Source organism: Brevibacillus sp. HB1.3 (genome assembly GCF_013186635.1).
GTDB lineage: Bacteria > Bacillota > Bacilli > Brevibacillales > Brevibacillaceae > Brevibacillus > Brevibacillus brevis_D.
In genome coordinates this window covers 18,237-40,998 of the sequence record NZ_JABMIT010000020.1, presented here as the reverse complement: position 1 = coordinate 40,998, position 22,762 = coordinate 18,237, and the positions used below count along the sequence as shown (strand labels likewise).

At 45.5% G+C, this 22,762-nt stretch carries 28 protein-coding genes; all 28 read left to right on the top strand.

The features are described from left to right. Nucleotides 1-209: 209 nt before the first annotated feature. The 28 genes from cpaB to HPY31_RS28110 all read left to right on the top strand — a co-directional run bounded on the left by cpaB (nucleotide 210) and on the right by HPY31_RS28110 (nucleotide 22,687). Nucleotides 210-938, top strand: coding sequence for a Flp pilus assembly protein CpaB (gene cpaB, locus HPY31_RS28245; RefSeq protein ID WP_172143263.1), 729 nt, complete (start codon nucleotides 210-212; stop codon nucleotides 936-938). Next, entirely contained in the window at nucleotides 935-2,338 is a 1,404-nt protein-coding gene (locus tag HPY31_RS28240; RefSeq protein WP_172143262.1) for a CpaE/TadZ family protein, read from the top strand. Before cpaB ends, HPY31_RS28240 begins: the two co-directional genes overlap by 4 nt. A gap of 11 nt (nucleotides 2,339-2,349) precedes the next feature. Further along, on the top strand, nucleotides 2,350-3,837 hold the full coding sequence (locus HPY31_RS28235) for a TadA family conjugal transfer-associated ATPase (protein ID WP_172143261.1): 1,488 nt from the start codon (nucleotides 2,350-2,352) through the stop codon (nucleotides 3,835-3,837). A gap of 11 nt (nucleotides 3,838-3,848) precedes the next feature. Continuing rightward, nucleotides 3,849-4,745 carry a type II secretion system F family protein gene (locus HPY31_RS28230; protein ID WP_172143260.1) on the top strand — a complete coding sequence of 299 codons (897 nt, stop codon included), beginning with the start codon at nucleotides 3,849-3,851 and terminating at the stop codon, nucleotides 4,743-4,745. A gap of 128 nt (nucleotides 4,746-4,873) precedes the next feature. Continuing rightward, the gene (locus HPY31_RS28225) at nucleotides 4,874-5,671 is read left to right on the top strand and encodes a type II secretion system F family protein (RefSeq protein ID WP_371811820.1); all 798 of its coding nucleotides are present in this window, start codon (nucleotides 4,874-4,876) and stop codon (nucleotides 5,669-5,671) included. Nucleotides 5,672-5,761: 90 nt separating this feature from the next. Beyond that, a complete protein-coding gene (locus tag HPY31_RS28220) occupies nucleotides 5,762-5,938 on the top strand; it encodes a hypothetical protein (protein WP_012683911.1) in 177 nt (58 codons plus the stop codon). Further along, nucleotides 5,935-6,432, top strand: coding sequence for an A24 family peptidase (locus HPY31_RS28215; RefSeq protein ID WP_172143258.1), 498 nt, complete (start codon nucleotides 5,935-5,937; stop codon nucleotides 6,430-6,432). Before HPY31_RS28220 ends, HPY31_RS28215 begins: the two co-directional genes overlap by 4 nt. Further along, nucleotides 6,429-6,860, top strand: coding sequence for a TadE/TadG family type IV pilus assembly protein (locus tag HPY31_RS28210; protein ID WP_016738862.1), 432 nt, complete (start codon nucleotides 6,429-6,431; stop codon nucleotides 6,858-6,860). The genes HPY31_RS28215 and HPY31_RS28210 overlap by 4 nt, the downstream gene beginning before the upstream one ends. Then, nucleotides 6,857-7,366, top strand: coding sequence for a hypothetical protein (locus HPY31_RS28205; RefSeq protein WP_172143257.1), 510 nt, complete (start codon nucleotides 6,857-6,859; stop codon nucleotides 7,364-7,366). Before HPY31_RS28210 ends, HPY31_RS28205 begins: the two co-directional genes overlap by 4 nt. A 97-nt stretch (nucleotides 7,367-7,463) precedes the next feature. Continuing rightward, on the top strand, nucleotides 7,464-8,081 hold the full coding sequence (locus HPY31_RS28200; RefSeq protein ID WP_172143266.1) for a DUF4046 domain-containing protein: 618 nt from the start codon (nucleotides 7,464-7,466) through the stop codon (nucleotides 8,079-8,081). A 108-nt stretch (nucleotides 8,082-8,189) separates the two neighbouring features. Continuing rightward, nucleotides 8,190-8,468, top strand: a complete 279-nt coding sequence (locus HPY31_RS28195) for a hypothetical protein (protein ID WP_012683916.1) — start codon at nucleotides 8,190-8,192, stop codon at nucleotides 8,466-8,468. A 148-nt stretch (nucleotides 8,469-8,616) separates the two neighbouring features. Further along, the gene (locus HPY31_RS28190; RefSeq protein WP_012683917.1) at nucleotides 8,617-9,381 is read left to right on the top strand and encodes a hypothetical protein; all 765 of its coding nucleotides are present in this window, start codon (nucleotides 8,617-8,619) and stop codon (nucleotides 9,379-9,381) included. A 2-nt stretch (nucleotides 9,382-9,383) separates the two neighbouring features. Then, nucleotides 9,384-10,262, top strand: coding sequence for a CpaE/TadZ family protein (locus tag HPY31_RS28185; RefSeq protein ID WP_172143256.1), 879 nt, complete (start codon nucleotides 9,384-9,386; stop codon nucleotides 10,260-10,262). Beyond that, complete coding sequence (locus HPY31_RS28180; protein ID WP_172143255.1) at nucleotides 10,259-11,047, top strand: SAF domain-containing protein; 789 nt, start codon at nucleotides 10,259-10,261, stop codon at nucleotides 11,045-11,047. Before HPY31_RS28185 ends, HPY31_RS28180 begins: the two co-directional genes overlap by 4 nt. Next, complete coding sequence (locus HPY31_RS28175) at nucleotides 11,044-12,162, top strand: hypothetical protein (RefSeq protein ID WP_172143254.1); 1,119 nt, start codon at nucleotides 11,044-11,046, stop codon at nucleotides 12,160-12,162. The genes HPY31_RS28180 and HPY31_RS28175 overlap by 4 nt, the downstream gene beginning before the upstream one ends. Beyond that, nucleotides 12,162-13,514, top strand: a complete 1,353-nt coding sequence (locus tag HPY31_RS28170; protein ID WP_172143253.1) for an ATPase, T2SS/T4P/T4SS family — start codon at nucleotides 12,162-12,164, stop codon at nucleotides 13,512-13,514. Before HPY31_RS28175 ends, HPY31_RS28170 begins: the two co-directional genes overlap by 1 nt. Next, complete coding sequence (locus tag HPY31_RS28165; RefSeq protein ID WP_172143252.1) at nucleotides 13,511-14,410, top strand: hypothetical protein; 900 nt, start codon at nucleotides 13,511-13,513, stop codon at nucleotides 14,408-14,410. The genes HPY31_RS28170 and HPY31_RS28165 overlap by 4 nt, the downstream gene beginning before the upstream one ends. After that, nucleotides 14,410-15,249 carry a hypothetical protein gene (locus HPY31_RS28160; RefSeq protein WP_172143251.1) on the top strand — a complete coding sequence of 280 codons (840 nt, stop codon included), beginning with the start codon at nucleotides 14,410-14,412 and terminating at the stop codon, nucleotides 15,247-15,249. The genes HPY31_RS28165 and HPY31_RS28160 overlap by 1 nt, the downstream gene beginning before the upstream one ends. Nucleotides 15,250-15,262: 13 nt before the next feature. Further along, nucleotides 15,263-15,409, top strand: a complete 147-nt coding sequence (locus HPY31_RS28155; protein WP_007725181.1) for a hypothetical protein — start codon at nucleotides 15,263-15,265, stop codon at nucleotides 15,407-15,409. A 488-nt stretch (nucleotides 15,410-15,897) separates the two neighbouring features. Continuing rightward, the gene (locus HPY31_RS28150; RefSeq protein ID WP_253901978.1) at nucleotides 15,898-16,221 is read left to right on the top strand and encodes a hypothetical protein; all 324 of its coding nucleotides are present in this window, start codon (nucleotides 15,898-15,900) and stop codon (nucleotides 16,219-16,221) included. A 3-nt stretch (nucleotides 16,222-16,224) separates the two neighbouring features. Next, complete coding sequence (locus HPY31_RS28145; RefSeq protein ID WP_012683926.1) at nucleotides 16,225-16,377, top strand: hypothetical protein; 153 nt, start codon at nucleotides 16,225-16,227, stop codon at nucleotides 16,375-16,377. Next, a complete protein-coding gene (locus HPY31_RS28140; RefSeq protein WP_172143249.1) occupies nucleotides 16,377-16,793 on the top strand; it encodes a hypothetical protein in 417 nt (138 codons plus the stop codon). Before HPY31_RS28145 ends, HPY31_RS28140 begins: the two co-directional genes overlap by 1 nt. A 55-nt stretch (nucleotides 16,794-16,848) precedes the next feature. After that, nucleotides 16,849-17,412 carry a hypothetical protein gene (locus tag HPY31_RS28135; protein WP_172143248.1) on the top strand — a complete coding sequence of 188 codons (564 nt, stop codon included), beginning with the start codon at nucleotides 16,849-16,851 and terminating at the stop codon, nucleotides 17,410-17,412. Nucleotides 17,413-17,549: 137 nt separating this feature from the next. Next, nucleotides 17,550-17,891 carry a DUF3870 domain-containing protein gene (locus HPY31_RS28130; RefSeq protein ID WP_012683929.1) on the top strand — a complete coding sequence of 114 codons (342 nt, stop codon included), beginning with the start codon at nucleotides 17,550-17,552 and terminating at the stop codon, nucleotides 17,889-17,891. A 136-nt stretch (nucleotides 17,892-18,027) separates the two neighbouring features. Next, a complete protein-coding gene (locus tag HPY31_RS28125; protein WP_172143247.1) occupies nucleotides 18,028-18,966 on the top strand; it encodes an ABC transporter permease in 939 nt (312 codons plus the stop codon). A gap of 26 nt (nucleotides 18,967-18,992) precedes the next feature. Continuing rightward, nucleotides 18,993-19,880, top strand: a complete 888-nt coding sequence (locus tag HPY31_RS28120; protein ID WP_371811821.1) for an ABC transporter permease — start codon at nucleotides 18,993-18,995, stop codon at nucleotides 19,878-19,880. Between the two features lie 5 nt (nucleotides 19,881-19,885). Next, entirely contained in the window at nucleotides 19,886-20,911 is a 1,026-nt protein-coding gene (locus tag HPY31_RS28115) for an ABC transporter ATP-binding protein (RefSeq protein WP_172143245.1), read from the top strand. A 117-nt stretch (nucleotides 20,912-21,028) separates the two neighbouring features. Continuing rightward, nucleotides 21,029-22,687 carry a peptide ABC transporter substrate-binding protein gene (locus HPY31_RS28110; protein ID WP_172143244.1) on the top strand — a complete coding sequence of 553 codons (1,659 nt, stop codon included), beginning with the start codon at nucleotides 21,029-21,031 and terminating at the stop codon, nucleotides 22,685-22,687. The last annotated feature ends 75 nt before the right edge of the window (nucleotides 22,688-22,762 follow it).

Below are 22,762 nucleotides of genomic sequence, written 5' to 3'. Positions count from 1 at the left end.
CACTCTTAGCAATCATGCGTATTCAGTTTTGAAGGAATGAGACGAAAAGCTGTATTCCCGATTACTTGTAAAAAGTAATGGAGAATGCAGCTTTTTTTGTTGTGTAATAGGTGTAACTGTGCATTTGTTCTGCACAGTTTTTTTGTTTTCTTTTTTTGTCCCTCTAATCTCCACTACGCTAGAAACAATGGAGAGGAGGGGGAGAATGAATGTCTATTCATCCGTTACGACTATTGGCTATATTGCTTTTCGCTACATGTATAGGTGTAGCGACCTACATCATTTTGAAGCCGCATCAAGTGACCTATATTCAATTGCGATCAACAGTGGAAAAAGAAAGTGGCCAATTACTTGAAGCAAGGGATATGGAGCCATTAACACTGAGACTGGGAGGGATCTTTCAACAACCCATTGCACCAATTCCGGGTTTAATTCCATGGGAAGAAGGACAAAGTCTTGTCGGTTTAGCATTCACCCGTCAAGTGAAGGGTGGCCGACCATTATTGCAAATTGATTTGGAGCAAACCAGTAATGCACAAGGCAGCGGAGTGATCACAGAAAAAATGACAGGTATGAGCATTCCCATAGACAATGTTGCAGGAGTTTCACCGCATGTATCAAGCGGAGAAAGGGTGCACGTCTATGCTTCCTTTGAAGATGAGACAGGAGCACATTCTGGACTCCTGCTGCAAAACATGCCGATCATTGGCATTCAACGCGAAATGGAAGGCGATCATCCCAAGCTGGTAGCTGTGACTCTCTCCCTGACACGTGATGAGGCTGTTCTGTTAACACACGCACTTCATTATGGAAAAATCAGACTGGGCTTGGCTGCAGTGAAGGATGAGGGGAATCCAGGAATAGGAGACGTAAAATTCGCTTCAGAGTTAATGAAGACGAAAACTCGCTGGGGTATTAAAAAGGAGGAGCACGAGTGAAAAGGCGGTTGCTCATAGTAGATGATGATCGTGATTCAGTTCGTTTGTTAATGGCACAACTTATAAACAGCAGATGGATCGAAGTGTGCGGGGAAGCATTCGGAGTGGAGGAGGCATGGGCAAAATTACAGGCAAACCAACCCCATTTGGTGTTGCTGGGTGGTATACAAGGAACAGAAAGAGGTGTGTTGTGTCAGCAATTTCGGCTAGCCTTTCCTCATCTTTCATTTATTGCTGCTTGCTCAAGCAATGAACTAATGTGGGAGCCATTTTTCCGGAACTTAGGCCTATGGGTTATTGCCAAACCCATTGAACCAGGGCAAATCGAAGCGTTAGCTATGATGATACAGCCTCCAGGTATGGTAGCAGAAGCTGCGCCACAACAACATCAGTATGTAATCCAGGAACAAACCAGGAGCTATCCGAGTCAGGCGCCTTCGATCTCCGAGCCGATCACGGATAGTTTAGTTCCTGAAATGACTCGTCCCAAACAGCTTATTACTGTTTACGGTCCCAAAGGTGGCGTAGGAAAAACATTTATTTCTCGTGAGCTAGCGATTTTCTTTTCCATGCAAAAAAACGAGGGCATCCCATTGCGTGTAATCGCTGTTGACTTCAATCTTGATCTCGGTACTTTTGCGACTACTTTGAATCTCCCCCGTACCCCTAATCTTTTTACGTGGGTAAAGGATCTTGATGCTCAATTGCATTCGTTTATTCAGGATCAAGGAAAAGACTCGTATTCCATTAGCAGTGAGGAATGGCAGGAATACGCACAAGCCTTGCCGTTATCTCCTCAACATATCGAGAAATATGTGGTTGCTCATCCTGATACAGGCTTGCATGTACTTACGTCCCCCCGTGATATTCGGCAAAGCTTTGAAATCCGTGACTATCATTTATATCTGATTCTCGAAACGTTAAAACAGAGCAACTATGACGTCATTCTTATTGATACGGCTCCGGATACAACAGATGCAACGATTCAAGCTCTGTTTTTTGCAGAACATGTCGTGATGGTGGGAAATCCGGTGGTAGACTCCATTGAAAATATTCAACGATTGCTGAAACTGTTGAGAGAAGCAGAGTACCCTGAAGAACGCATTCAAATTTGCATGAATCGTTTGCAGAGGAAAGAAATGTTTACCTTAGATGAAATTCGTGCCTATTTCCAGCTTCACCCCAGCAAAAAAATTTTCTCCATACCTGATGATGTGGAAGTGAAAAAATCGATTAACACAGGAACGCCAGTCATGCTCCAGTCAGGGAGAATTCCGGCCAAGGAAGCCATTGAGACATTAGGAAAAGCACTGTTTCCTGTAGATGGGGAGCAAATGAAGGCTACTGGAAAAGAGAAACAAAAAGAGAAAACATCTCTCTTCAAATGGTTATGGGGATAAGGGAGGGTATCATGTTCGATAAAAAACAGTTACTAGGCATTTCAAATCAAGTCCGCCCTGCGCAAGAATTACGATCAGCGGGGAGGGGAATGGCGGGAGTTCCTACGACGCTTCACGAAAAAATGCAAGCTCCTGATCATGAGCGGACGAATGAAAAATGGGTTGGAACAGATAGAGAAACATCGATTCGTACCCAGATTGTTGAGAAATACGGAAAGCGACTATGGGAGGAAAAGCATTCTTCACTCTTTATCGATGAGCTGACGGCAGATATTCGAATGCTGCTGGAGTCTCAAACCACGCTGACATCCATACAAATGGAAGCAGAAGTAAAACGGCTGCTGCATTCTTTGACGGGGTGGGGTCCATTAGACGCTTTATTAGAGGATAACGACATCACGGAGATTCTTTTTCATCGCTATAACTATCTCGTCATTGAAAGAAAAAGTACTGGTCGTCTTGAATCTCCGGAGATTGCTGTTTTTCGCGATGAGGAAGAGCTGCTGCGCTTATTAGAACAGATTGCAGCGACAATGGGAATTGAGTTTAATGAAACGAAAGCAGAGCTGCATACACAGCTTCCAGACGGTTCCCGGGTTGCTGCTACGCATCGCTCTATTTCTCCCGATGGTCATATGCTCACGATCAGAAAGCACCGTGAGCTACTCAGTGAGTCCGATTATTTGCGGTACGGTTCCATTTGCGAGCCGATGCTTCTCTTTTTAAACAGAGCCGTCCGTTTATCTCGCGCATCTGGCATTGTCAGTGGAGGAACCGGCTCAGGCAAGACACACATGCTCAATCTCATCTCCCAATATGTCCCTGATCATTTAAGTATTATTACGATCGAGGATGTTTTGGAGATGAAGCTTCAGCATCCTTTTGTGCGCAGATTTTTAGCGAAACCTGCGAATTACGAGGGGAAGGGTGGGTTTTCGATCAAGGATTGTGTGCGCTTGTCCTTGCGAAAAAGGCCGGATGTCATTATGGTCGGTGAGACACGCGGTGGAGAAATCGTAGATATGCTTTGGGCGATGAATACGGACCACCCTGGTAGCTGGAGCACAGCGCACGCAAACTCACCGCGAGCTTTGGTCGATTCAACATTGCCCATTTTATTTGGAAAGGCAGATGAAGGGTATAGTGCTGAAGAGCGCAACTTAATGATCGGTTCAGCACTGGATTTGATTGTTCAAGTAAAACGTTTTGAAGAAGATGGTAGTCGCAAGGTGGTAGCAATAACAGAGGTAGTGGGGACGGGTCAATCGCATGAAGAATGGATAAAGCGAGCCTGCAACATTAAACAGGTTCTCCCTGATCGGGTGTATTTGCAGGATATATACGTGTACGAAGTAACAGGGGTAGAAAATGGGAGAGTAAAGGGTCACTTCAAATGGACAGGCTATCGCCCAGAGCGACTGATTAAGCGATGGCTAGAGAAAGGCCTGTCTCGAGAGGAGATTGAGCGCGTCTTTTTCACCACACCAATACCGCTATAGGAGGGGAAAGCATGGACATTAGCTTACCTGTTGCAATCGGGATGGGAATGGCTATCCTGTTATTGATCTTGCCCAACAAATTGTATATGCGAGAACCGACGGGGAAGCACGAAATCGTAGAAGTGTTGCAACAGGACAGAAAAACGATTTGGAAGCAGTTTGAGGAGAGGTTAGCGAAATCGCGCTCAGGGTGGGGGGTAAACCAGTATGTGACCCTCTCTTTTTTATTGGGGATCGCATCTTTTGGTGTGAGTAGTCAGATCTTGCAGTCTTGGTGGATGGCATTGCCTGCTTTGCTGGCAGGGATTATGTTTACCGAACGGTTAGTGAGTGTATGGGGGGCCCGTCGAAAGGACGATTTCGAAGCAGGCAATGTAAAAGCGATTCGACTTATGGCCAGTTCTTTACGTACTTCTCCATCGTATTTGCATGCGTTTGAACAGGTAGCTACTAGTCCATTTTTATCAGAAATCGTATTAGAGGAATACAGGCGTATTGTAGAGCTATTGCGAGCGCAAGTCCCGTTAGAGCACGTAATGAATCGGTTTTTTGAACGCACAGGATCAGCAGATGTCAAATATTTAGCGACCATTGTCCATATTCAACGTGAGATGGGCGGAGATATGGCCAAAACGCTCGATTTGGCTGCTTCTTCGATACTGCGGCGCAGACAGTCGCTCCGTAGACAAAAAGCAGCTATGGCACAGATCGTTGCACAAGTGAATTTACTAAGCGTCATGCCGTTTGTTTTTGTCATTGCGTTGTATGTGAATAATCCCAATCATTTCGACCCACTTACGGCCACAATCGGGGGACGGTTTCTTATTTTGGGAAGCTTGGCTTCTATTTTGATTGGGGGAGAAGCAATTCGTTTTGTTGCGCATAAAAGCATAAGCAGGGGAGCATAGGGGAGGGTGCAATGTTCGTTCTCGTTCTTAGTATATTGGTGAGTGTTGCTATATTTCTATACGGCTTGCCGTCTTGTGTGAGTAAGGGAGAACCAATATCCGCCACCCTTTTGGGCAGGATTGACTCCGTGAAACAAGCCAAGCTTGAGCAATCGTTTCAACAAGGACGAAAAAGGTGGACACTAGTTCAAAGCTTGGAGAAAAACCAGGTACTGCTACAGCATTTTTACAAATGGACGGGTATCGATAAGAAAAAAGTAGAGGAAACATTGGCGCGTCTGGGGATTGATATAAGCCTGACAGAGATTGTTTTGTTCCGGCTCATCAGTATGTGTTTCATCGTTTCATCTCTAGCTTCATTGTCAATAAGCATGATTCATGGTGAAAAAATCGGTATGGTGACTGGGCTTCCCTTAACGATTAGCTTATTTTTGTACTTGCTGCCGAACATGTTGCTAGATCGGTTAGACAAACGGGCTAAAGCTGAAATTCGAGAGCAGGTCCCAATCTTTTTCAGCATTGTGCAGTCATTGGTGGAAGCAGGCATGCCGTTGCAGCAGGCTGTTAAGCAGACAGCGAGACGTTTTGATGCCAGACTTGGCAGAGAACTCGCGAGCCTAGAAATGGGCGAAAAAAGGCATGGGAACTGGCGAAAGGCACTTGAAGAGCTGGCCTTTCGGTGGGAGGTAGATTCGTTGACTACCATCGCACTAGAGATGAACGAGGCGATGAAAAAAGGGGTTAGCATATCGCAAATGCTGTCTGTCCAAGTAGAAGAGCAAGTGAGACAACAAGAGGACGAAGCTGCTACCCATATGAATCGGTTAAATATCAGATTATTGCCTTTTGTCATTTTGTTAATGGGTCTGCCGCTATTGTTCCTGGTGATGGGGCCTGCATTCATCGGCATCGGAGAAAGCCTATAGAAAAATAAGCGCATGTAAATATTTTTGCGGGAGGCGCTGTCTTTTGGCAGAGTGAAAATAGAACCAAAATCTTAATGAGGAGTGAATGGAATGGGAACCATCGCAGATTACGTCAAGCGTTTTTGGTATGAGGAGGACGGTGTCACGATCGTGGAAATGGTCATTATCATTGCCGTCATCTTGATTGTGCTTATTCCGACACTGACACAACTAGGTACTGCTGAAGACGAGAAGCTGAAGGAACTGCAAGAAAAAATAAGCAAATGACAAACGTAGTCTTGCTAGGCGTATTAGGAGCGGCAGCATGGATGGATTGGAGACAAAGAAGAATACCGAATACGCTTGTTTTTCCAGCGATTGCTGTCGGCTTATGGTATCAGTGGGAAGGTGAATTATTAGCCGGAGCAGTGCTAGGTGTGGCAGGAGCATTTTTGTTGACAGTTGGCCCCGTAATCTTAAAGGGAATGGGGATGGGCGATCAAAAGCTGCTGATGGCTGTTGGAGCTTGGACAAGCTGGAGTGTGGTGTATTCTTTGTTTTTGCATTCTATCATCTTATGCCTGATTGTGATGGTGTTCTATCCGCAGAATTGGGTTCGCCTACGCAATAATCTTCAAATTATTGCAGCCGGATGGACAGCTCATCGACAAGTATGGCTTCCAGGTAGGGAAAAAACAGCCTTTTCATTCCCCTACGCTGTATATTTACTGGGTGCTTTTTTGCTCCAATTTGTGCGAGATGTCATCGGAGCAAGCGGATGATCACACGTATGGGACGAATGATACGTGCGAAGGTGAAAGATGAGCGAGGCAGCCAGATGATTGAGTTTATTTTGGTGTTTCCTTTAGTTTGGATCTTGATCGTATTCTCCTTTGACCAATTCAGCATGATGTACAACAAGCAAAAGGCATTGGCGGCTGCGTATGAGGCAGGGAGAATTGCTGCAGTACAGCCCAATTTCGGTTTGGCTAAATTCCATGCGAAACAGAGAGGTACATCGGAATTAGCACAAGGTATTGGAGTCCTCCACAAAGATGTACAGCTGGAGCTTGATGGGAACGGCTGGAGAAAAGGCAGTCATGTAAAAGCTAAAGCAACAGTTTCATTTCGGCTTCTCTCTACGGGGGAATTATTCGAGATATCTGAAAGCTATCACATGATGGTTGAAAATGCGGAGGAGAAGCAATGAATGATTCGTTGCATCATTTTTTGATTCGAGTGAAGGAAGAGCGCGGGGCAACCATGATTACTGTGCTCTTCTTTCTCTTCTGCTTGGGCAGTCTGCTCTCTATCCTGTTATTTTTGGAGCAGACAGATTATCTAAAAATGAAGATGCAACATACAGCAGATTTGATTACTAAGGGAGCACGTGCGGCTGGAAAATGGGAGTACGTGGATACAAATGGTGATAAGCAAATCAGATTGTTTGCGACAACAGAAGAAGCTGAACGTCGTGATGCGGATATTATTCGCGGGGCACGTGAAGAAGCGGGGATTCTTTGGAGATTAAACAGGCCGAATCTGGAGGGGACAAGTGAAGAGGTCTCTGTTATTCACCAAAAAGGTGAACGGCCTTATTTGTACTTGCAAGGAATCTATCATTTAGAAGTAAAGGTTGAAAAGAATGTGCCTGTATTTTGGGATGAGCTTTTTGTAAAAATGAACAGAGTCTCCCAGTCTGAAGTCTATGAATAAAGTCACAATTTTGAACAGAGGCACTGTTATTTTTGTCCTAATCCCGCATGGTAATTTAGTAGTATATTCCAAAAATGGGGATAGGAGTGAGATGACAGTGCCCTCAAAAATAGTCGATCGGTACAAACGAATTCTTAACGGAGAGCAAAAGCGGTTTTCCCCGTATGAGTTCGAAGATATGCAGTACCGAAAGCAAAAAGTTCAATTAGTTGTAAGATATGCGATTGAAAATGTAAAAAGATGGACTCCTGAGCAGGCGAGACGTGAATTGAACTTGCAGGATGTCAAAGAACTGAAGCTTCATTTGGTGAGAGAATTTATTGAACCGCCCATCGAGGCAAAGGCTGAGGATGTGTATTACTTCGTCGAATTCGCTTATCCGTATTTACCTCGGCTTTCAGAAGAACAACGAGTGTTATGGGTTTACCAAGAAGTGCTTTCAGGCATAAGACGTCATTTTCCCCCAGCTTATTTTCAGAGTATAAAGGGTGAGGAACGGGCAAAAATATGTGTCGACTATATGTGCAAGCATCTACTAAAGCTAGCAGATTTGCGTCAACTGCCAAGTATCTTTAGCAAAACAGAGAGAGCCTATACGCTCCTGAAAACATATAAACTCAAGATTCTCGTCGATACACTTTACTTTTCACCGTTTGATATGGTCACTGAAATGTATCCCGAACTTAGTGATCCCTCTTATTGGGATGAGTTATAAAAATATTTGCACAACCCTGCTGTCTTTTTTTACGGTAGAGGTAGTTTCATAGGCTTATAAGCAGATGAAACGGCCGTACTCTACAGGTGAGAGAAGGAGGCGTTGCGCATGGCAACAGTAGAGGCTCACCAGAAATGCTCTGCATCCGTGGAGCAGCTTCTAGGGCGACAAGTACGCTACCAGAAGCACAAACCTGGCAGACATCTTTCAGTGGAAAGAGTTCCACAGGGAGCGTTCCAGATCGAATCCGTACATCGATTTGGAGACAGAGTAGTACTCAATGACGGGCTAATTGTAATGGAGAATGCTCCAACCGTCATGGAGCGCGCGGGAAGGATTGCTCTTCTTTTCGCGACCGGAGAAGAACTTTACTTTGTAACTGAGTAGGTTCTTTTAATCGCCTTGCACGGGTGCGTGTGAGGCGACCCATAAAGCGAAATGCCTGGTTTGCCAGGCTAAATAAGATTCGCCGCGTCGAGAACGCTGTTGGAGAATATCTATCGTTCTATAAAAAGGAAAATGGGGGTATTTTGACGTGTTGGCAAAGAGTGCAATCGAATTAGTCAACCGCTGCTATGAGGAGACAAACAAGCTGACATTGTTGTCATTGGAAGAGTTTAAGGAATCCTTTATTGCTTTTGTTTTTGGGGATTACCAGGAAGAGTTTATGGTTCAGTATGATCTGGAAGAGTTTTATGAGCATCTGAATCAGCTTCAGTTATCGAATTGCCGGAGAGATTTTGATCGAGCAGTTGAGGAATGGTACATCACAGAGTATGGAAGCGGGTATAAAGGCGTCAATTATCATGACATTTTGTTTACGCTAGTGAAAGAAGCAGTCGTTCAATACCAATCGCCAAATCGGATAGCACTCATCCGAGACGTAACCAAGCTCCTAACAATGCCAAATGGATTTCTCGCCCGATGGCAAGATGGGCAGATACGTGAGCGTCCCATCCCCACCTATTTTAAATACTTGATGAAGCTCGGTGTACGTACACATGAAGATATTGAAACGTTGGTAGACATGTGGCTGGTAGAGTACCCAAACGCATTTAATAAGAAGCAGCAGGAGCTATTTGCCAATCCACCAAGAAGAGGAAGACCTAACAACGTCGAGCTCGCTCTGTTAATCGAGCTCGCCATGAAAGTGAGACCAGAAATGACGGCTCAGGAACGGGAGCGGCTGCGCAAAATATACTATTATCACCGCAAGTCCCTTACTGTTCGAGAGATGGTTGAGAAATTTGAGAAATACATCGCTAGTAAAAATAAATCAAATGATTCCCAGGTGGGATAATCATGTTTCACCAAATGAGCCGCTTTGTCTCCAGGTTCCGTGATTTGGAGCAGCAGGAGTTTTCACAGTCTATTGAGGAAGAGCGGCAATGGAGGATACTTAAAGAAAAGCTTGCTTCTCCACAAATATTTGAACAACTGGAGACGTATCAGCGTAAATGTATTGCCGTTATGAGTTTGTACGCACAGGCTGGAGCTAGTTTTCTTGCAAGTAACCTAGCGTATGCATGGTCAGGAAAAGGCATTCCTGTTACCCTTTGCGAGTTGCCAAAAGTGACATCCTATTATTATTTTGCTCTTGATTTTGAACGTCGAGCTCGACAACAAGTAAGAGATTCTCCTACATCATTGCTCCTCATGCAGAATAACCATCTACGCATCCAGATAGAATCCCCAGCACGACTTCAGCAGGAATCTTCTCAAACAGATACAGCCAACTGGTTACTACGAATTTGTAAGGAGAGCCCTATTGTTGTTATTGATGTTTCTTCCTATTGGAATGATGCTAACTCCAAACAAATTTTTGAGCATGCCGACGAAATATGGGTAGTTTTTGATGCCGATTTGGCTAGACTCACCCGTTTGTTCCTGGTAGAGCCAGTCCCTGCTTGGTGGAAGACAGAAAGAAGAAAAATAAAAATGATAGCAAACAAATGGAATAGCCAATTGTCTCGGACAAGCATCATGAAAAAAGTAGAAGGAACGCTCTCCCTATGGGACCAGCAGCCTGGAGCTACACAGGTAACCAACATGATTCCGTTGATGGATGGAGAGAAAACAGCAATGGCAAGCGCCAAAGCCAATCTACTTTTGGAGATTTTCCCCGAGGAAGAAATTGAGTTTCAGTCATTGATTCATGCTTATAAAGGAAGGATGTTATGAAGAAGCAAACATTACTTGTCATTTGCCTAATTTCGTTTCTGCTAGCAGGGTCGTCCTTTTATGCGGCGACTCAATATATTGACGCGATGGCTGCGGAAAAGCTGTTTGCCCCAGTTATTAAGGTAGCTGCAGGGAAAGAAATATCAGCCTTCGAGCCGATCACACAAGATGACGTGATACTTGTACAGGAAGAGGTGGATGAAATTCTTCCAGGTTCAGCGCGCGATTTGGATACTGTACTGGGGAAAAGGAGCACGCAGACAATGTACGAAGGAGAGCAATTATTAGTGGAAAAGCTGACAGATTCGCAGCTTTTACCGGAAAAAGGGGAGGCGCGCTACGAGTTCCCCCTACTATCCATTCATCCTTTAACGGAATTACGCAAAGGCGATATTGTGAAAATTTGGGTCAAATACAAGAGTCTTTCGGAACTGCAGGACTATCCTACACCACTGCATTTTCGAAAAACGAATGATACAGCAGATTTGTTATTTGAAAGTCAGCTTGCAAGCGTGAGGGACAGTAATGGTATTGAGATCTATACATTAAAGCCAAGCTTGTTACCATCGCCTGATCAGATGGATTCCATCTTTCATGGATCACGAGAAAAACCGTTGCAGAATGGAGAAAAACGATATCGTGACTACCGGGTACAGCCAACAGCACTACCTGCTTTTATCGGCTTTAATTTGACAGACGAGGAGTATGTGATAATAACCGAGGCAATGTCATATGGGATGCTTCAGGTAGGTCATATCATGGGTTCGAAGGAGCAAGCGTCATGAAAATTTTAGTTTGTTATCCGATGAAGTCACTCGCCAAGACGTATATGCCTATGTATAGTGATGTGCTGGTAGCTGAGTCGGCGGCGGAGTTTTCACGGCTTGTGCAGCTTTATATGCCAGAAGCTTCCGTGATATTTTCCGAAATGTTCAACTCTCCCGTTTGGGAATGGCTTCCGGCACTGAAAGCACAGCTCCCGCCCAACTCACCGTTAATTATTGTCCCTCTCTATCGGGATGAGAAGATGATTGAGAAGGTAGCTGAGGAGTCTGGGCTAGAGCATGTATACATTTTATCAGCGCACTTATCCCAAGAAGAAATACGTCATCAAATCAGTCTGATTCTAGGCTTCGTGCAAGAGTGTACAGATCTCGGATCGTCAAAAGAAAAGGGGCTCGTTTACGCTTTATTGAGCTATGGTGCTTCTGGTATTACTACTTTTTGTATTAATTATCCAGTCTTACTAGCGAGGCAGCATCCTGAAAAACGAATTGTTGTACTTGATATGAATGACGCTAAGCCAGATTTATCAAGATTCTTCAAACTCCAACAACATCAATTATCTCTATTTCGTCCTGACTTTATTGATATACAAACAACTGCCAAGCGTAACTGGAGCAATGTCTGCAAACAGAGCGCCCACTTACCTAATCTGTATTACGCACATGCTGCCAGCAAGTGGAAGAGCTCAGAATTAAGCAATCTAATTACTGTGTTTCGCAGGCAATTTGACTATGTATACGTCGATTGGGGTTACTGCTTTCCTGAGTCTGAGACTTTACAGCGGTTGCTTCATACTGTTGACCGTAATCTTTTATTCGTGAGAGCTGATCCCTTTAGTATCGATAGTGCTAGAGAGTGGTTGTATAAATGGAAAGAAAGAGGAGTGAAATGCGAGGTTCTGCTCAGTCATTTAGATCCTGGGCAACCCTTTCGAATTGGAGAGGATGTTTCGGTCTATGGTGTAGTACCACGCATTTCGGAGAACAGGCTTATGCAATCTCATCAGAGCAGCAGCGTATTAATAGAAGAGTTTTTCGCTCCCAAATCGTACATCAGCAGTTTGAAGGAAATTGCTAAGGCGCAATATATGGATAGAAGTGCGGTGTTTGGTTGATGAGAGGGATAGAACGAGAACAATCAGTTAAATCAGACATCCAAACTATCGAGGACATGAAACAAGTAGCAAGAGATTATTTAAATCATTTTGGCAAAACTCGAGAAGAGAAGCTTGAGATGCAACGAATTCTCGCTTTGGCAGAGCAGGGAGACCGTGATAGTCACAACCATATTATTCTTCGCTTACAGCATTATTTTGAGGAAGTCCTCCAACGACCCGTAACCGAACAAATTTTGCCGCATGTTAACGGTTACGAAGGTCTCACCTTTTCTACTTACGGGTGGGGCATACTCGATGCCGTCCTACACTTATCTCCGTGGGTAGAGGAAGTGCGAATTTCTGCAAACCGCAACATTGCGTACCTGGAGCAAGGAGTCAAAAAATTTCTCTCTTACACTCCAAGCTGGAAAGAGGTTGAAACCCTCCAACAAAAGTTGACCAATACAGCGGGTCTATCTTTTAACGAGAAAAAACCTAGATTGAGCGGATACTTACATTCGCTAAAAGCAAGATTGACCATGTTTACTTTCCCTTATTCCAGAGTACCGACCATTCTGGTTAGACGATTTACTACACCTGCTTTTTCGCTCGACCAACTCCGTACACAGCAACAGCCAGCCTTCGACGAAAGAATTCAATGGCTAATGGAGCAGCAAGTGTACGGACGTAGCAATGTGCTGGTTATTGGACCGATGGCTGCAGGGAAAACCACGTTGATGATGTGTATGTTGAAGCTGAAGGATCCTCGGACAGAATATATCACGATCTTTGAAAGTGAACACGAGATGCGATTTGGTGATATTTGGCCAGGGGAAGTGATTGAACTCCAAAACGTGGAGGAAATCGGCATTGAATTAGAGCATTGCTTCAAAGACATGTACCGGTCAACAGCAAATACCATTTTGATTGGAGAAATTCGTGAGCCTATAGAAGCGTACCATTTTATAAATGCCGGAATAAGAGGGACGGACGCTACAATCGGAGCAATGCACGAACGATTTGCTCATAGAGCGTTACATGATCTGACCGATCTTGTTTATCAATACGGAGGGCGGAGTGTCGAGCTAACGCAGGAGAGGATTAGCAGGGCAGTCAATTTTGTCAATTCGCTTACATACCGCAACAGTGGTCACCGTTTTATTGATGCCATTCATACGACGGAGTGGAACTCATCTTTTAATCGAGTTGAATCTATTCCCCTGGTAGGTCGCAACATGCAGACGGGAGCTTATGAATGGACGGGGAATCAACTGAGCCCACATTTAGTTGAATACATGTGTTACGTCGGCAAAGCAGACATTGAAGTGTTGAAAGAGCTACGTCTTACCGATATAGGCAGGCAACTATGATTTACACGTTTCTTTTCCCGGTGTTTCTATGTCTCTTCTCTGGCTTTTTGTTTCTCGGCTTACACCTGTATAAGGGATGGAGAAGTCCACGCGTATTCTTCCCACGTACAGTTGAGGTATGGAGAGAGAAATTTTTAAGGCATTCTACTCGGCGAATGTTGTATGAAAGCTTTGAGCGTTGGTGTCAAATCGTGGGAGGTACGCCAGAAGGATACTTATTACTATCCATGATTGGCGCGATAGCGGGATTCATCTCGGGTATTTTGCTAGGAAATATGGTTGTATCTTTATCGCTATTTCTGTTATTCCTCTTGCTGCCAACGCTGATTCTATACGCACGCTATACCGTGCAAATGAATAAAAAAATCAGCTCATTCTGTCGCTTCGTAGAATTGTTTGCCCGTTATTATAACAGTCGCAAAAACATTGTCCTTACTTTTCGCGAAATGATAGAGGAATGCCCCAAAGAGTTATTGCCTGACCTCCTTCTGCTAAACAATAGCCTTTCGGATGGGGGAAACTCGGTTGCGGCAGTGGAGAAGTTTGCGCAGAGACTGGACCACCCGTGGGCTTTTGACTTTGCAACGTATATTTCTAGCGGTTTGGAAGGAGAAACAGAAGATATTCAATCACCACTAAATCGGTTAACGAATGAGATGTTTGTACAACAAGATGAAAAGCATGAACGTGATAGTGAAATATACTCCATTTGGATCAGCCTGCTAATCGTCATAGCGATTTGCATTTGCTTGATCCCCTACAATCAAGGTTTGCTTCAGGATTCCTACCGTCTCTATTTTTACACGCCAGATGGACAAGCCATTTTAGCGATTGCGGCGACTGTGTGGACTTTTTCGATCCTATTGGCTTTTATTTGGGGAAGGAGATATCGCTAATGCCAATGCTAATCATGTATACCTACCTTGGATTAGGCGCTCTATTTGTTTTTAGTGCAGCGTTTATGATCGGGAAATATTTGTTTCACAAGCAAAAGCCGAAGCTGTTTGTTTCTGGGGTGTGGTGGGAAAAGTGGGAGCAAGCACTCAAGCCTGACGAAGACGACAAATGGGAACAGTTACTTTCACGAGCAGGAAGGCCTTTTGGGTGGGGGAAGCCAGAGTGGGTGTTTCTGCAATTGTTGACTGGAAGTATCGTTTGCATCCTGATTCTTATGTGGGTCGTTGTGAGTCGAATGGAATCATTCCCGCTACTGTCGATGTGTCTGGCATCTGCAGGTAGTTACATGCTGCCTTACATGGGCTTGAAGACGTGGGCAAATCACAGGGAGGACATGCTGAGCACAGATATCGCCAGATTTATCAATCGCTATGTGACCCTTCTAGAAAATCAGGTGCCCATTTACAATGCCATGGTCAAGGCAGCAAGACCGACTAGAAAGCTAAAAGAGTATATCCCTACTTTATCTGAGTGGAACAGAGACCCTAACGAAGCACTTGAGAGCTTTAAACGCAAAATCGGTGTCGACGACGGAATTATCCTCGTATCAAGTATGCGTACAATTGAGACGCTGAGCGAGGGACAAGTAAGTGCAACTATGCAACGAATGGAATGGGCTGTCGATCACCGAAGAATGTTTCGTCATCGAAAAAAGATAAAGTCTTTAGGGATTGGCTACACGGTCATTGTCTACCCGGCATTTTACATGGGTTTATTGGTTGCTATGTTTCCTTGGTATAAGCTGCTTACAGAAATACTGGATAAATATTTGACCTGAGGAGGAGCAACTCATGACGAAGCTATTATCTATCATCATGTGCATCGTTTTCTCTTTAGGAATAATCGTTTCGAGCCTGTCTGAAATAAACACATCAGTAGTGAGGGAAGACGGACTGAGAGATCGAGCAGTTGGGTGGATCGATAAAGCCATACCTTAAATAAATCACGAATGAGAAAAGGGGAAAATTGAGATGTCGAAAATGTTTTTTATATTTTTAGCATGCGTCATGGTGTTAGGGATCGGTGTTAGCAGTTACGGCAATGAGTTAAGCCCTGCGGCAAACGATTCTGCCGAGAGCATTAACCAATCCATCACATCGCTAAACTACGATACTCGAAATGAAAACATCAACTTTAGGATGCAAAACGGCACATCCTATACGTCGTCAAAATAATGCTGCACATCCACGTACTTCTCATCATTTCGATTATGGTAGGGAGCTTGTGCGCGGTGCTTTGGAATCTCCAATCAGAGGAGCAGCTTAAACAGACACAACAGGAAAGGGTGTATCGGGCAGCGACGGTCATCTTCCATTAAAGAAGAGCTGGCGTTTCTAAAACGATGGTGAAAGCAAAAGTCTTTCTTATTTGTCTACTGGTCCTTCTATTGATAACTTCCGCACTGGGAGCTTACCACTTGTACGCAATGGAAAGGGCGATTGCCCGTGGAATATATGCTGACTTACTGGATGATATGCAGGACATCGGGTATTTGGAGTCGACGTTAGCAGATTACTATCTTCTGAAAATGAAAGGACTGGGTTGGGAAGTGACAGGGGATACGTTTGCTGGGAGCTGGCCTCGAACCGAGAGCGAGCGAGCTCGTAAAGAGCGGCAGGAGGCGATTACCTTATCGGTTACCATCCAACCTTCAAAAGTGACCCAATGGCTGCACAAATTTGTGGAGGGGGATACATCCTTTTCCTTTACGGGAAGCCGACCGTCCGAATACTTTGATCCAGGGTGGTAGTGAATGAATAAAATGATTAGCATTTTGGCTGTAATGGCGATTGTTTTGCCTTTGACGGTAGGGTTGCTTCTCACTGGTCCGCAAAATCTCTTTTCGGCATGCACGCAGTTTTTCGGTGATTTGCTCGCTGAAGTAACTCGTTTTGGTACAGGCTAATGGGTCAATTAATCGCTGTGATTCTGAACATTATGGTTATGCTACTCATTCCATTAGGGCTTTTACAGGTACATACGGTTGTTCAGGCCAGGAACGAATTATTGGAAGTGAGCGCGGTCGCTACGAAATACGTTAGCAACCACGGGGGGACGAGTGAGGCCAACCTGCAACAAGAGGTTCGGGCATTAATCGCTCGGGAGCTGAGAGAGAAAAAGCTTTCCATTCCAGATCAGGAGCTGTCTGTCAGCGTCACTCGGACTCGTTCACTTGATCCTGTTCTGTGGAGCCACGAAGATGAGTTTGTCGTGGAGCTGGCAATTCCATACCCCCGCTTTACCTCGTGGATTCCGATGCCAGCTGATTCCTTGCAAGTCCAAAGAATAGGTACAGTTAACATCATGGACTACGATTTGTAAAAGCTCCCGTTAGGAGGCTATCGTTACGGGTATAAATATCTTATCCATTTCTACGATGCTGTTCTTTTTGTTGGTAGGTATGTTTATTGTAGATGCAGACCTCGCCATGCAGAAAAAAACAGAAGTGAAGATACTCCTGGAGTTGTCTAATCATCACGCTACCTTTGCTGTTGATCCTGTACTGAAAACAGAGGGTGTGATTGATCTGCTCGAAGACAAGGCTCTTGAACGTTTTGATGAAAGAATGAATGAGAATGGTGGCTACCGTCGTGAGCAGGCCATGTTCGTCCCTCAAGCAGACAGTGTGACCACTGATCCCATTCCTTTCTCGCGCTATTATGTGGATTTCCGTTCGTGGCGTAATGACCACCAATTACGCTTACAGTACAATGGGAAAACTCTCGTGACAGAGCGAGCAACGAAAGGGCCAGCTCGTCCGGGAGGTGGAATGCTGCAGATCACCATCGTAACTGAGCGTGGGGAGGAATTGCAGCTCGCACCGAAAACAATGGTGGGTCCATCGCATGTCGTAGTTGCCTATATCGACGAGCGACCGTTTTTGCCGATGCTGCCGTCACATTCGTTTCCGGTCGTATCTGTAGAAGAACTGAAAGATTAGTCAGACTTATTTACAAATTGCAAATTCTTCTGGTACTATGTAGGAAAGTGCTTACCCAGCTTGCGATTGTGAGGAAGTCGCTCTCCGAACATCCCGTTTGCCGGTCCGTTAAGCATAGTAAAAGTGGGGTTATTGATTTGTTTGATAAAGATACCATTTATATCGTAGGCGATGCACAGTCCTCTTCGAACAATCCGATTACACAGCAATTCAGTGCTTTTTTTATCGGATTGGTTGTCGATACTTCCAACGACAAGATCGTAGATGCAGCCTGTTCTTCCACGGTCCAACTGACGTCTGATTTTGCTCGGTCGATCTTTATCGGTCATTCGATTATGGCGTCGGAGGAAATTGGCGAAGAGATTCGCTTTCGGTATTTTGGATCTTCCCAAAAAACATTGATCGCAGCGTTTAAGGACGCGCAAAAGAAGTACAAACAAGCAGTTTCCACGAGAAATAAAGCCACAGTCACCAAATGAATACACCCGCTGCTTTATTTATTCGTATGCACGGCATACACGTAAGTAAAACCCAGCAAATGCCATGATCACGTGCATTTGCTGGGTTTTTTGCTTATTACGAGAGGTCAGTTTCTGATGAAAAGGAGGAGAGTCCTTGCTATCTTTTGTTTTCCGCAGATTTATCTCCATGATCGTGACGTTATGGCTCATCATTACCCTCACCTTTTTCCTGATGCATGCCGTTCCGGGATCTCCTTTTGAAAAAGAAGGAAAGGCATTAAATGAAGCAGTTGCTGCCAATCTCAATGCCTACTACAACCTGGATAAGCCACTACTCGTCCAATACGGGCTGTACTTGCAAAAGCTGGTGCAGTTTGACCTTGGGCCGTCGATTGCAAACAGCTCGGATACGGTCAACAAAATGATCGCCCGTGGATTCCCCGTTTCTTTTCAACTCGGTCTGATTTCTGTCGTCTTTGCGATTGTTACCGGTATTGCGCTTGGTGTAATCGCCGCGCTACGACATAACCGTCTCATTGATTACCTTGCCATGATTATTGCTGTTATCGGGATATCTGTTCCCAGCTTTGTTGTCGCCTCCTTATTAATCAAATATTTGGCGGTCGAATGGAAGCTGTTGCCGACCGCAACGTGGGGGTCTTGGCAGCATGTGATTATGCCAGCGCTTGCATTGGCATTTGGCCCGATTGCAATTATCGCTCGTTTGACCCGTACCAACATGCTGGAAGTGTTGACCCAGGAATATATTGAAACCGCTCGTGCAAAAGGGCTGTCTCCGGCGACGATCGTGTTGAAGCACGCACTGCGTAATGCGATTTTGCCTGTCGTCACGCTTTTAGGCGCACTGATTGCCAACGTTTTAACGGGAAGCTTTGTGATCGAAAAAATATTTGCGATTCCTGGGATGGGGAAATATTTCGTAGCCGGCATTAATAACCGTGACTATTCCGTCATTATGGGAACGACCGTCTTCTATAGCGCACTTTTGATTTTCCTGATGTTTGTCGTCGATGTACTGTACGGCATCATTGATCCACGAATTAAGCTGCATCGAAAGGAGAGCGAAGGATGATCGTTTCTGATGATTTATTTATCCCCATGCGAAAAGACAACCTCAATGCGGAAGCGATTGTGCGGCCTCAACTGACGTTTTGGCAAGAAGCTTGGCTTCGTCTGAGAGGAAACAAGCTGGCTCTGTTGGGGTTGGTAGTTATTATCTTGCTTGGGGTTATGGCTACGATTGGACCGATGATCTCTGGTCATGAATACGCCAAACAGTCGATTATTATGAAAAACAAACCGCCGTCGGATGCGAACTGGTTTGGTACTGATGATTTTGGCCGCGATGTGTTCACGCGTGTTTGGTATGGTGCGCGGATTTCCTTGTTTGTTGGTTTGACGGCAGCACTTATCGATTTTTTCATTGGTGTCTTGTATGGAGGAATTGCCGGATATTTGGGCGGGCGAATCGATAATATCATGATGCGCTTCGTGGACATTTTGTACGGACTTCCTTATTTGTTGGTGGTGATTTTGCTAATGGTCGTCATGGGCCCCGGACTTTTAACCATTATTATCGCCTTAAGTGCGACCGGTTGGATCGGGATGGCCCGGACTGTGCGTGGTCAGGTTCTGCAAATGAAAAACTCAGAGTACGTACTGGCAGCAAAAACAATGGGGGCAAAGCCTTTCTACATCATTCGTAAACATCTGCTGCCCAACACAATTGGCATCATCATTGTATATGTCACGTTATCTGTTCCATCTGCGATTTTTGCAGAGGCGTTTCTGAGTTTTCTCGGTCTCGGTATTCAGGCGCCAATGGCTAGCTGGGGAGTGATGGCGAACGATGGACTCCCCACCATTTTGTCGGGGCATTGGTGGCGACTCTTTTTCCCTGCTTTCCTCATCTCGCTGACGATGCTCGCGTTCAACGTGCTCGGTGATGGCTTACGCGATGCATTTGATCCGAAGTCAAGGAGGTAGGCAACATGGATAAAACGGAAAAGCTGCTGGAGGTCAGTGGGCTTCGAGTCACATTCAAGACGCATGGTGGTGAAGTGAACGCCGTTCGGGACGTGAACTTTACTTTGAACAAAGGGGAGACACTGGCGATTGTTGGTGAATCCGGATGTGGGAAAAGTGTGACTGCAAGGAGCATCATGAGACTGATCCCGGAGCATATCGGAAAAATCGCGGGTGGAAGCATTCATTTTAAAGGGCAGGACTTGGCAAAGCTGCCGGAAAAGCAAATGCGCGAGCTGCGTGGGAAAGAAATCTCCATGATCTTTCAAGATGCGATGACATCACTTAACCCGACTATCACCATTGGGGAGCAGATTATGGAGGGAATCATTCGCCATCAAAAGGTCACCAGAAGTGAAGCCAAGCGGCAAGCGGTTGAAATTCTCACCTTGGTCGGGATCGCCAATCCAGAAAGTCGTTTCAAGCAGTACCTCCATCAGTTTAGTGGCGGGATGCGCCAACGGATCATGATTGCGATTGCGCTTGTCTGTAAGCCGTCCATTCTGATTGCGGATGAGCCTACGACAGCGTTGGATGTGACGATTCAGGCGCAAATCATCGAGCTGTTCAAGAGCATTCAGAAAAAGACGGGAGTCTCGATCATTATGATCACGCATGATTTGGGAGTTGTCGCCAAGATTGCGGATCGGGTCAACGTCATGTATGCCGGAAAAGTGGTAGAGTCCGGGCCTGTTCGCGACATTTTTTACAATCCGCAGCATCCGTACACCAAAGGCTTGCTGGCGTCGATGCCTCGTTTGGATGCGGATCGCTCCATACCGCTCAGCCCAATACCTGGAACACCCCCGGATTTGTTCAGCCCGCCAATTGGCTGTGCTTTCGCTGCGCGCTGTGACTACGCGTTGGAAGTATGTCGGAATTACCAGCCAGCGGAGACACATGTTCATAGCAGACACGCGGTTTCCTGTTGGTTGCAGGACCCACGGGCGAAGAAGTTGTTAGCGTCGATGCAATCGCCAACGGGGACCTGATTCATAGCTGTCGAGGGCAGTGGTCAAGCCCGGCTTTGCTCGTGTAAAAGAGGGTGTCGGCTGACGGCGCTATCCTTTTACGTCATACAAAAACAAAAAAATAAGGGGGAAGAAACAGTGAAAAAACTATCAACATTGTTGCTGACGGCTACGCTGGGGGTGTCCATGCTCATGGCTGGATGTACATCGGGTCAACCAGCTGCATCGGGAGAGCCTGCACCAGGTAACACCGCTCAGCCAAATGCTCCGACGCCGGGCGATCAAGCAGCAAAGCTCCTGTTGCTGAATAATATCAAGGAACCGACGTCATTGGATCCGCCGATTGGCTTCGATGAGCCGTCCTATAACATTTTGAACAACTTGATGGAAGGATTGACTCGCCTGGACGAAAATCAAAAGCCTCAACCAGCGGCTGCTTCCGAATGGAAGGTCTCCGTGGATGGAAAAACCTACACCTTTACTCTGCGTGACAACAAATGGTCCAATGGAGAACCGGTAAAGGCTCAGGACTTCGAATTCGCGTGGAAACGCATGCTTGATCCTGCACTGGCCTCTCCAGCGGCATCCCTCGCGTATATTATTGAGGGAGCGGAGGCCTATAACAGTGGTAAAGGACCGGCGGATGGCGTAAAAGTAAAAGCGTTGGACGACAAAACACTAGAGGTTGTGCTCGCTCAACCAGCTTCCTGGACGCTCCTGTTGGCATCAAACCCGGCTTTCTTCCCTGTTCACAAAGCAACTGTAGAAAAAGATCCGAAATGGGCAGCAGAAGCAGCAAGCTTTGTCGGAAACGGGCCATTCAAGCTGACAGAATGGGCGCATGACAGTGAACTGAAAATAATGAAGAGCGATACGTACTGGGATGCAGCAAACGTAACTTTGCCTGGTGCTGTTTGGAAAATGATTGATGACGAGAATACCGAGTACCAAATGTTTACGAACGAAGAGCTGCACAGAACGACAACCGTTCCTGCAGACATGGCAGACCAATTGTTCAAAGATGGGAAAGTATTCGTGCGTGATGGAGCAGGTACAGAGTTCTATCGTTTCAACGTAACAAAGGAGCCATTTGATAATGCCAATATTCGTAAAGCCTTCAGCTTGGCGATTGACCGTAAGACACTGGTCGACCTGGTGCTGATGCGTCAACAAAAGCCGGGAACAGGCTTCGTATCTTATGGTTTGCCTGATGCCAACGGTGAAGGACAATTCCGTGAGGTAGGCGGAGAATTGGTGAACTTCAACCCAGATGAAGCGAAGAAGCTCCTGGAACAAGGAATGAAAGAAAAAGGCTACACAAAGCTGCCAGAGGTTACACTCACGTACCGCAGCGGAACGGCTAACGAAAAAACGGCACAAGCCGCGCAAGAAATGTGGAAGCAGACGCTGGGCGTGGATGTGAAGCTGCAAAAGGTAGAAGGAAAAGTTTTGACGGATATGCAAAAGCAATTGCAGTATCAAATTGCTCGTTCTTCCTGGTTGCCTGACTTCGGTGATGCGATCAACTTCCTCGACATTTTCCAATCGAAGGCAGCGAGCAATCGTACGGGCTGGAGCAATGCGCAATTCGACAAGCTGATCCAAGACGCATACAAGGAGCCAGACGATGCAAAACGTCTGAAGCTGCTTCATGATGCAGAAAAAATCTTGGTGGATGAAGCGCCAATCGCACCGCTTTATTTCTACAACACTTCCTTGCTCTCAAGCGACAAAGTGAGTGGTGTACAAAGCTCTTCACTGAGCTACACAGACCTGAGAAAAGCTGTCGTGAAGTAAGAAAGAGCGGGTTGGGAGAAGTCATTTCAGGCGATGGAATGGCTCTCCCCCCTTTTTTGCTAGAATTTTTAATAG

What these genes read in the sequence shown, in the direction of transcription:
- HPY31_RS28195 (WP_012683916.1), top strand. Translation starts at nt 8,190, where the DNA reads ATGGCAACAGTAGAGGCTCACCAGAAATGCTCTGCATCCGTGGAGCAG.
- HPY31_RS28235 (WP_172143261.1), top strand. Translation starts at nt 2,350, where the DNA reads ATGTTCGATAAAAAACAGTTACTAGGCATTTCAAATCAAGTCCGCCCT.
- HPY31_RS28230 (WP_172143260.1), top strand. Translation starts at nt 3,849, where the DNA reads ATGGACATTAGCTTACCTGTTGCAATCGGGATGGGAATGGCTATCCTG.
- HPY31_RS28215 (WP_172143258.1), top strand. Translation starts at nt 5,935, where the DNA reads ATGACAAACGTAGTCTTGCTAGGCGTATTAGGAGCGGCAGCATGGATG.
- HPY31_RS28175 (WP_172143254.1), top strand. Translation starts at nt 11,044, where the DNA reads ATGAAAATTTTAGTTTGTTATCCGATGAAGTCACTCGCCAAGACGTAT.
- HPY31_RS28205 (WP_172143257.1), top strand. Translation starts at nt 6,857, where the DNA reads ATGAATGATTCGTTGCATCATTTTTTGATTCGAGTGAAGGAAGAGCGC.
- HPY31_RS28165 (WP_172143252.1), top strand. Translation starts at nt 13,511, where the DNA reads ATGATTTACACGTTTCTTTTCCCGGTGTTTCTATGTCTCTTCTCTGGC.
- HPY31_RS28145 (WP_012683926.1), top strand. Translation starts at nt 16,225, where the DNA reads ATGAATAAAATGATTAGCATTTTGGCTGTAATGGCGATTGTTTTGCCT.
- HPY31_RS28155 (WP_007725181.1), top strand. Translation starts at nt 15,263, where the DNA reads ATGACGAAGCTATTATCTATCATCATGTGCATCGTTTTCTCTTTAGGA.
- cpaB (WP_172143263.1), top strand. Translation starts at nt 210, where the DNA reads ATGTCTATTCATCCGTTACGACTATTGGCTATATTGCTTTTCGCTACA.
- HPY31_RS28150 (WP_253901978.1), top strand. Translation starts at nt 15,898, where the DNA reads ATGGAAAGGGCGATTGCCCGTGGAATATATGCTGACTTACTGGATGAT.
- HPY31_RS28120 (WP_371811821.1), top strand. Translation starts at nt 18,993, where the DNA reads ATGCGAAAAGACAACCTCAATGCGGAAGCGATTGTGCGGCCTCAACTG.
- HPY31_RS28135 (WP_172143248.1), top strand. Translation starts at nt 16,849, where the DNA reads ATGCTGTTCTTTTTGTTGGTAGGTATGTTTATTGTAGATGCAGACCTC.
- HPY31_RS28170 (WP_172143253.1), top strand. Translation starts at nt 12,162, where the DNA reads ATGAGAGGGATAGAACGAGAACAATCAGTTAAATCAGACATCCAAACT.
- HPY31_RS28180 (WP_172143255.1), top strand. Translation starts at nt 10,259, where the DNA reads ATGAAGAAGCAAACATTACTTGTCATTTGCCTAATTTCGTTTCTGCTA.
- HPY31_RS28220 (WP_012683911.1), top strand. Translation starts at nt 5,762, where the DNA reads ATGGGAACCATCGCAGATTACGTCAAGCGTTTTTGGTATGAGGAGGAC.
- HPY31_RS28185 (WP_172143256.1), top strand. Translation starts at nt 9,384, where the DNA reads ATGTTTCACCAAATGAGCCGCTTTGTCTCCAGGTTCCGTGATTTGGAG.
- HPY31_RS28115 (WP_172143245.1), top strand. Translation starts at nt 19,886, where the DNA reads ATGGATAAAACGGAAAAGCTGCTGGAGGTCAGTGGGCTTCGAGTCACA.
- HPY31_RS28160 (WP_172143251.1), top strand. Translation starts at nt 14,410, where the DNA reads ATGCCAATGCTAATCATGTATACCTACCTTGGATTAGGCGCTCTATTT.
- HPY31_RS28140 (WP_172143249.1), top strand. Translation starts at nt 16,377, where the DNA reads ATGGGTCAATTAATCGCTGTGATTCTGAACATTATGGTTATGCTACTC.
- HPY31_RS28210 (WP_016738862.1), top strand. Translation starts at nt 6,429, where the DNA reads ATGATCACACGTATGGGACGAATGATACGTGCGAAGGTGAAAGATGAG.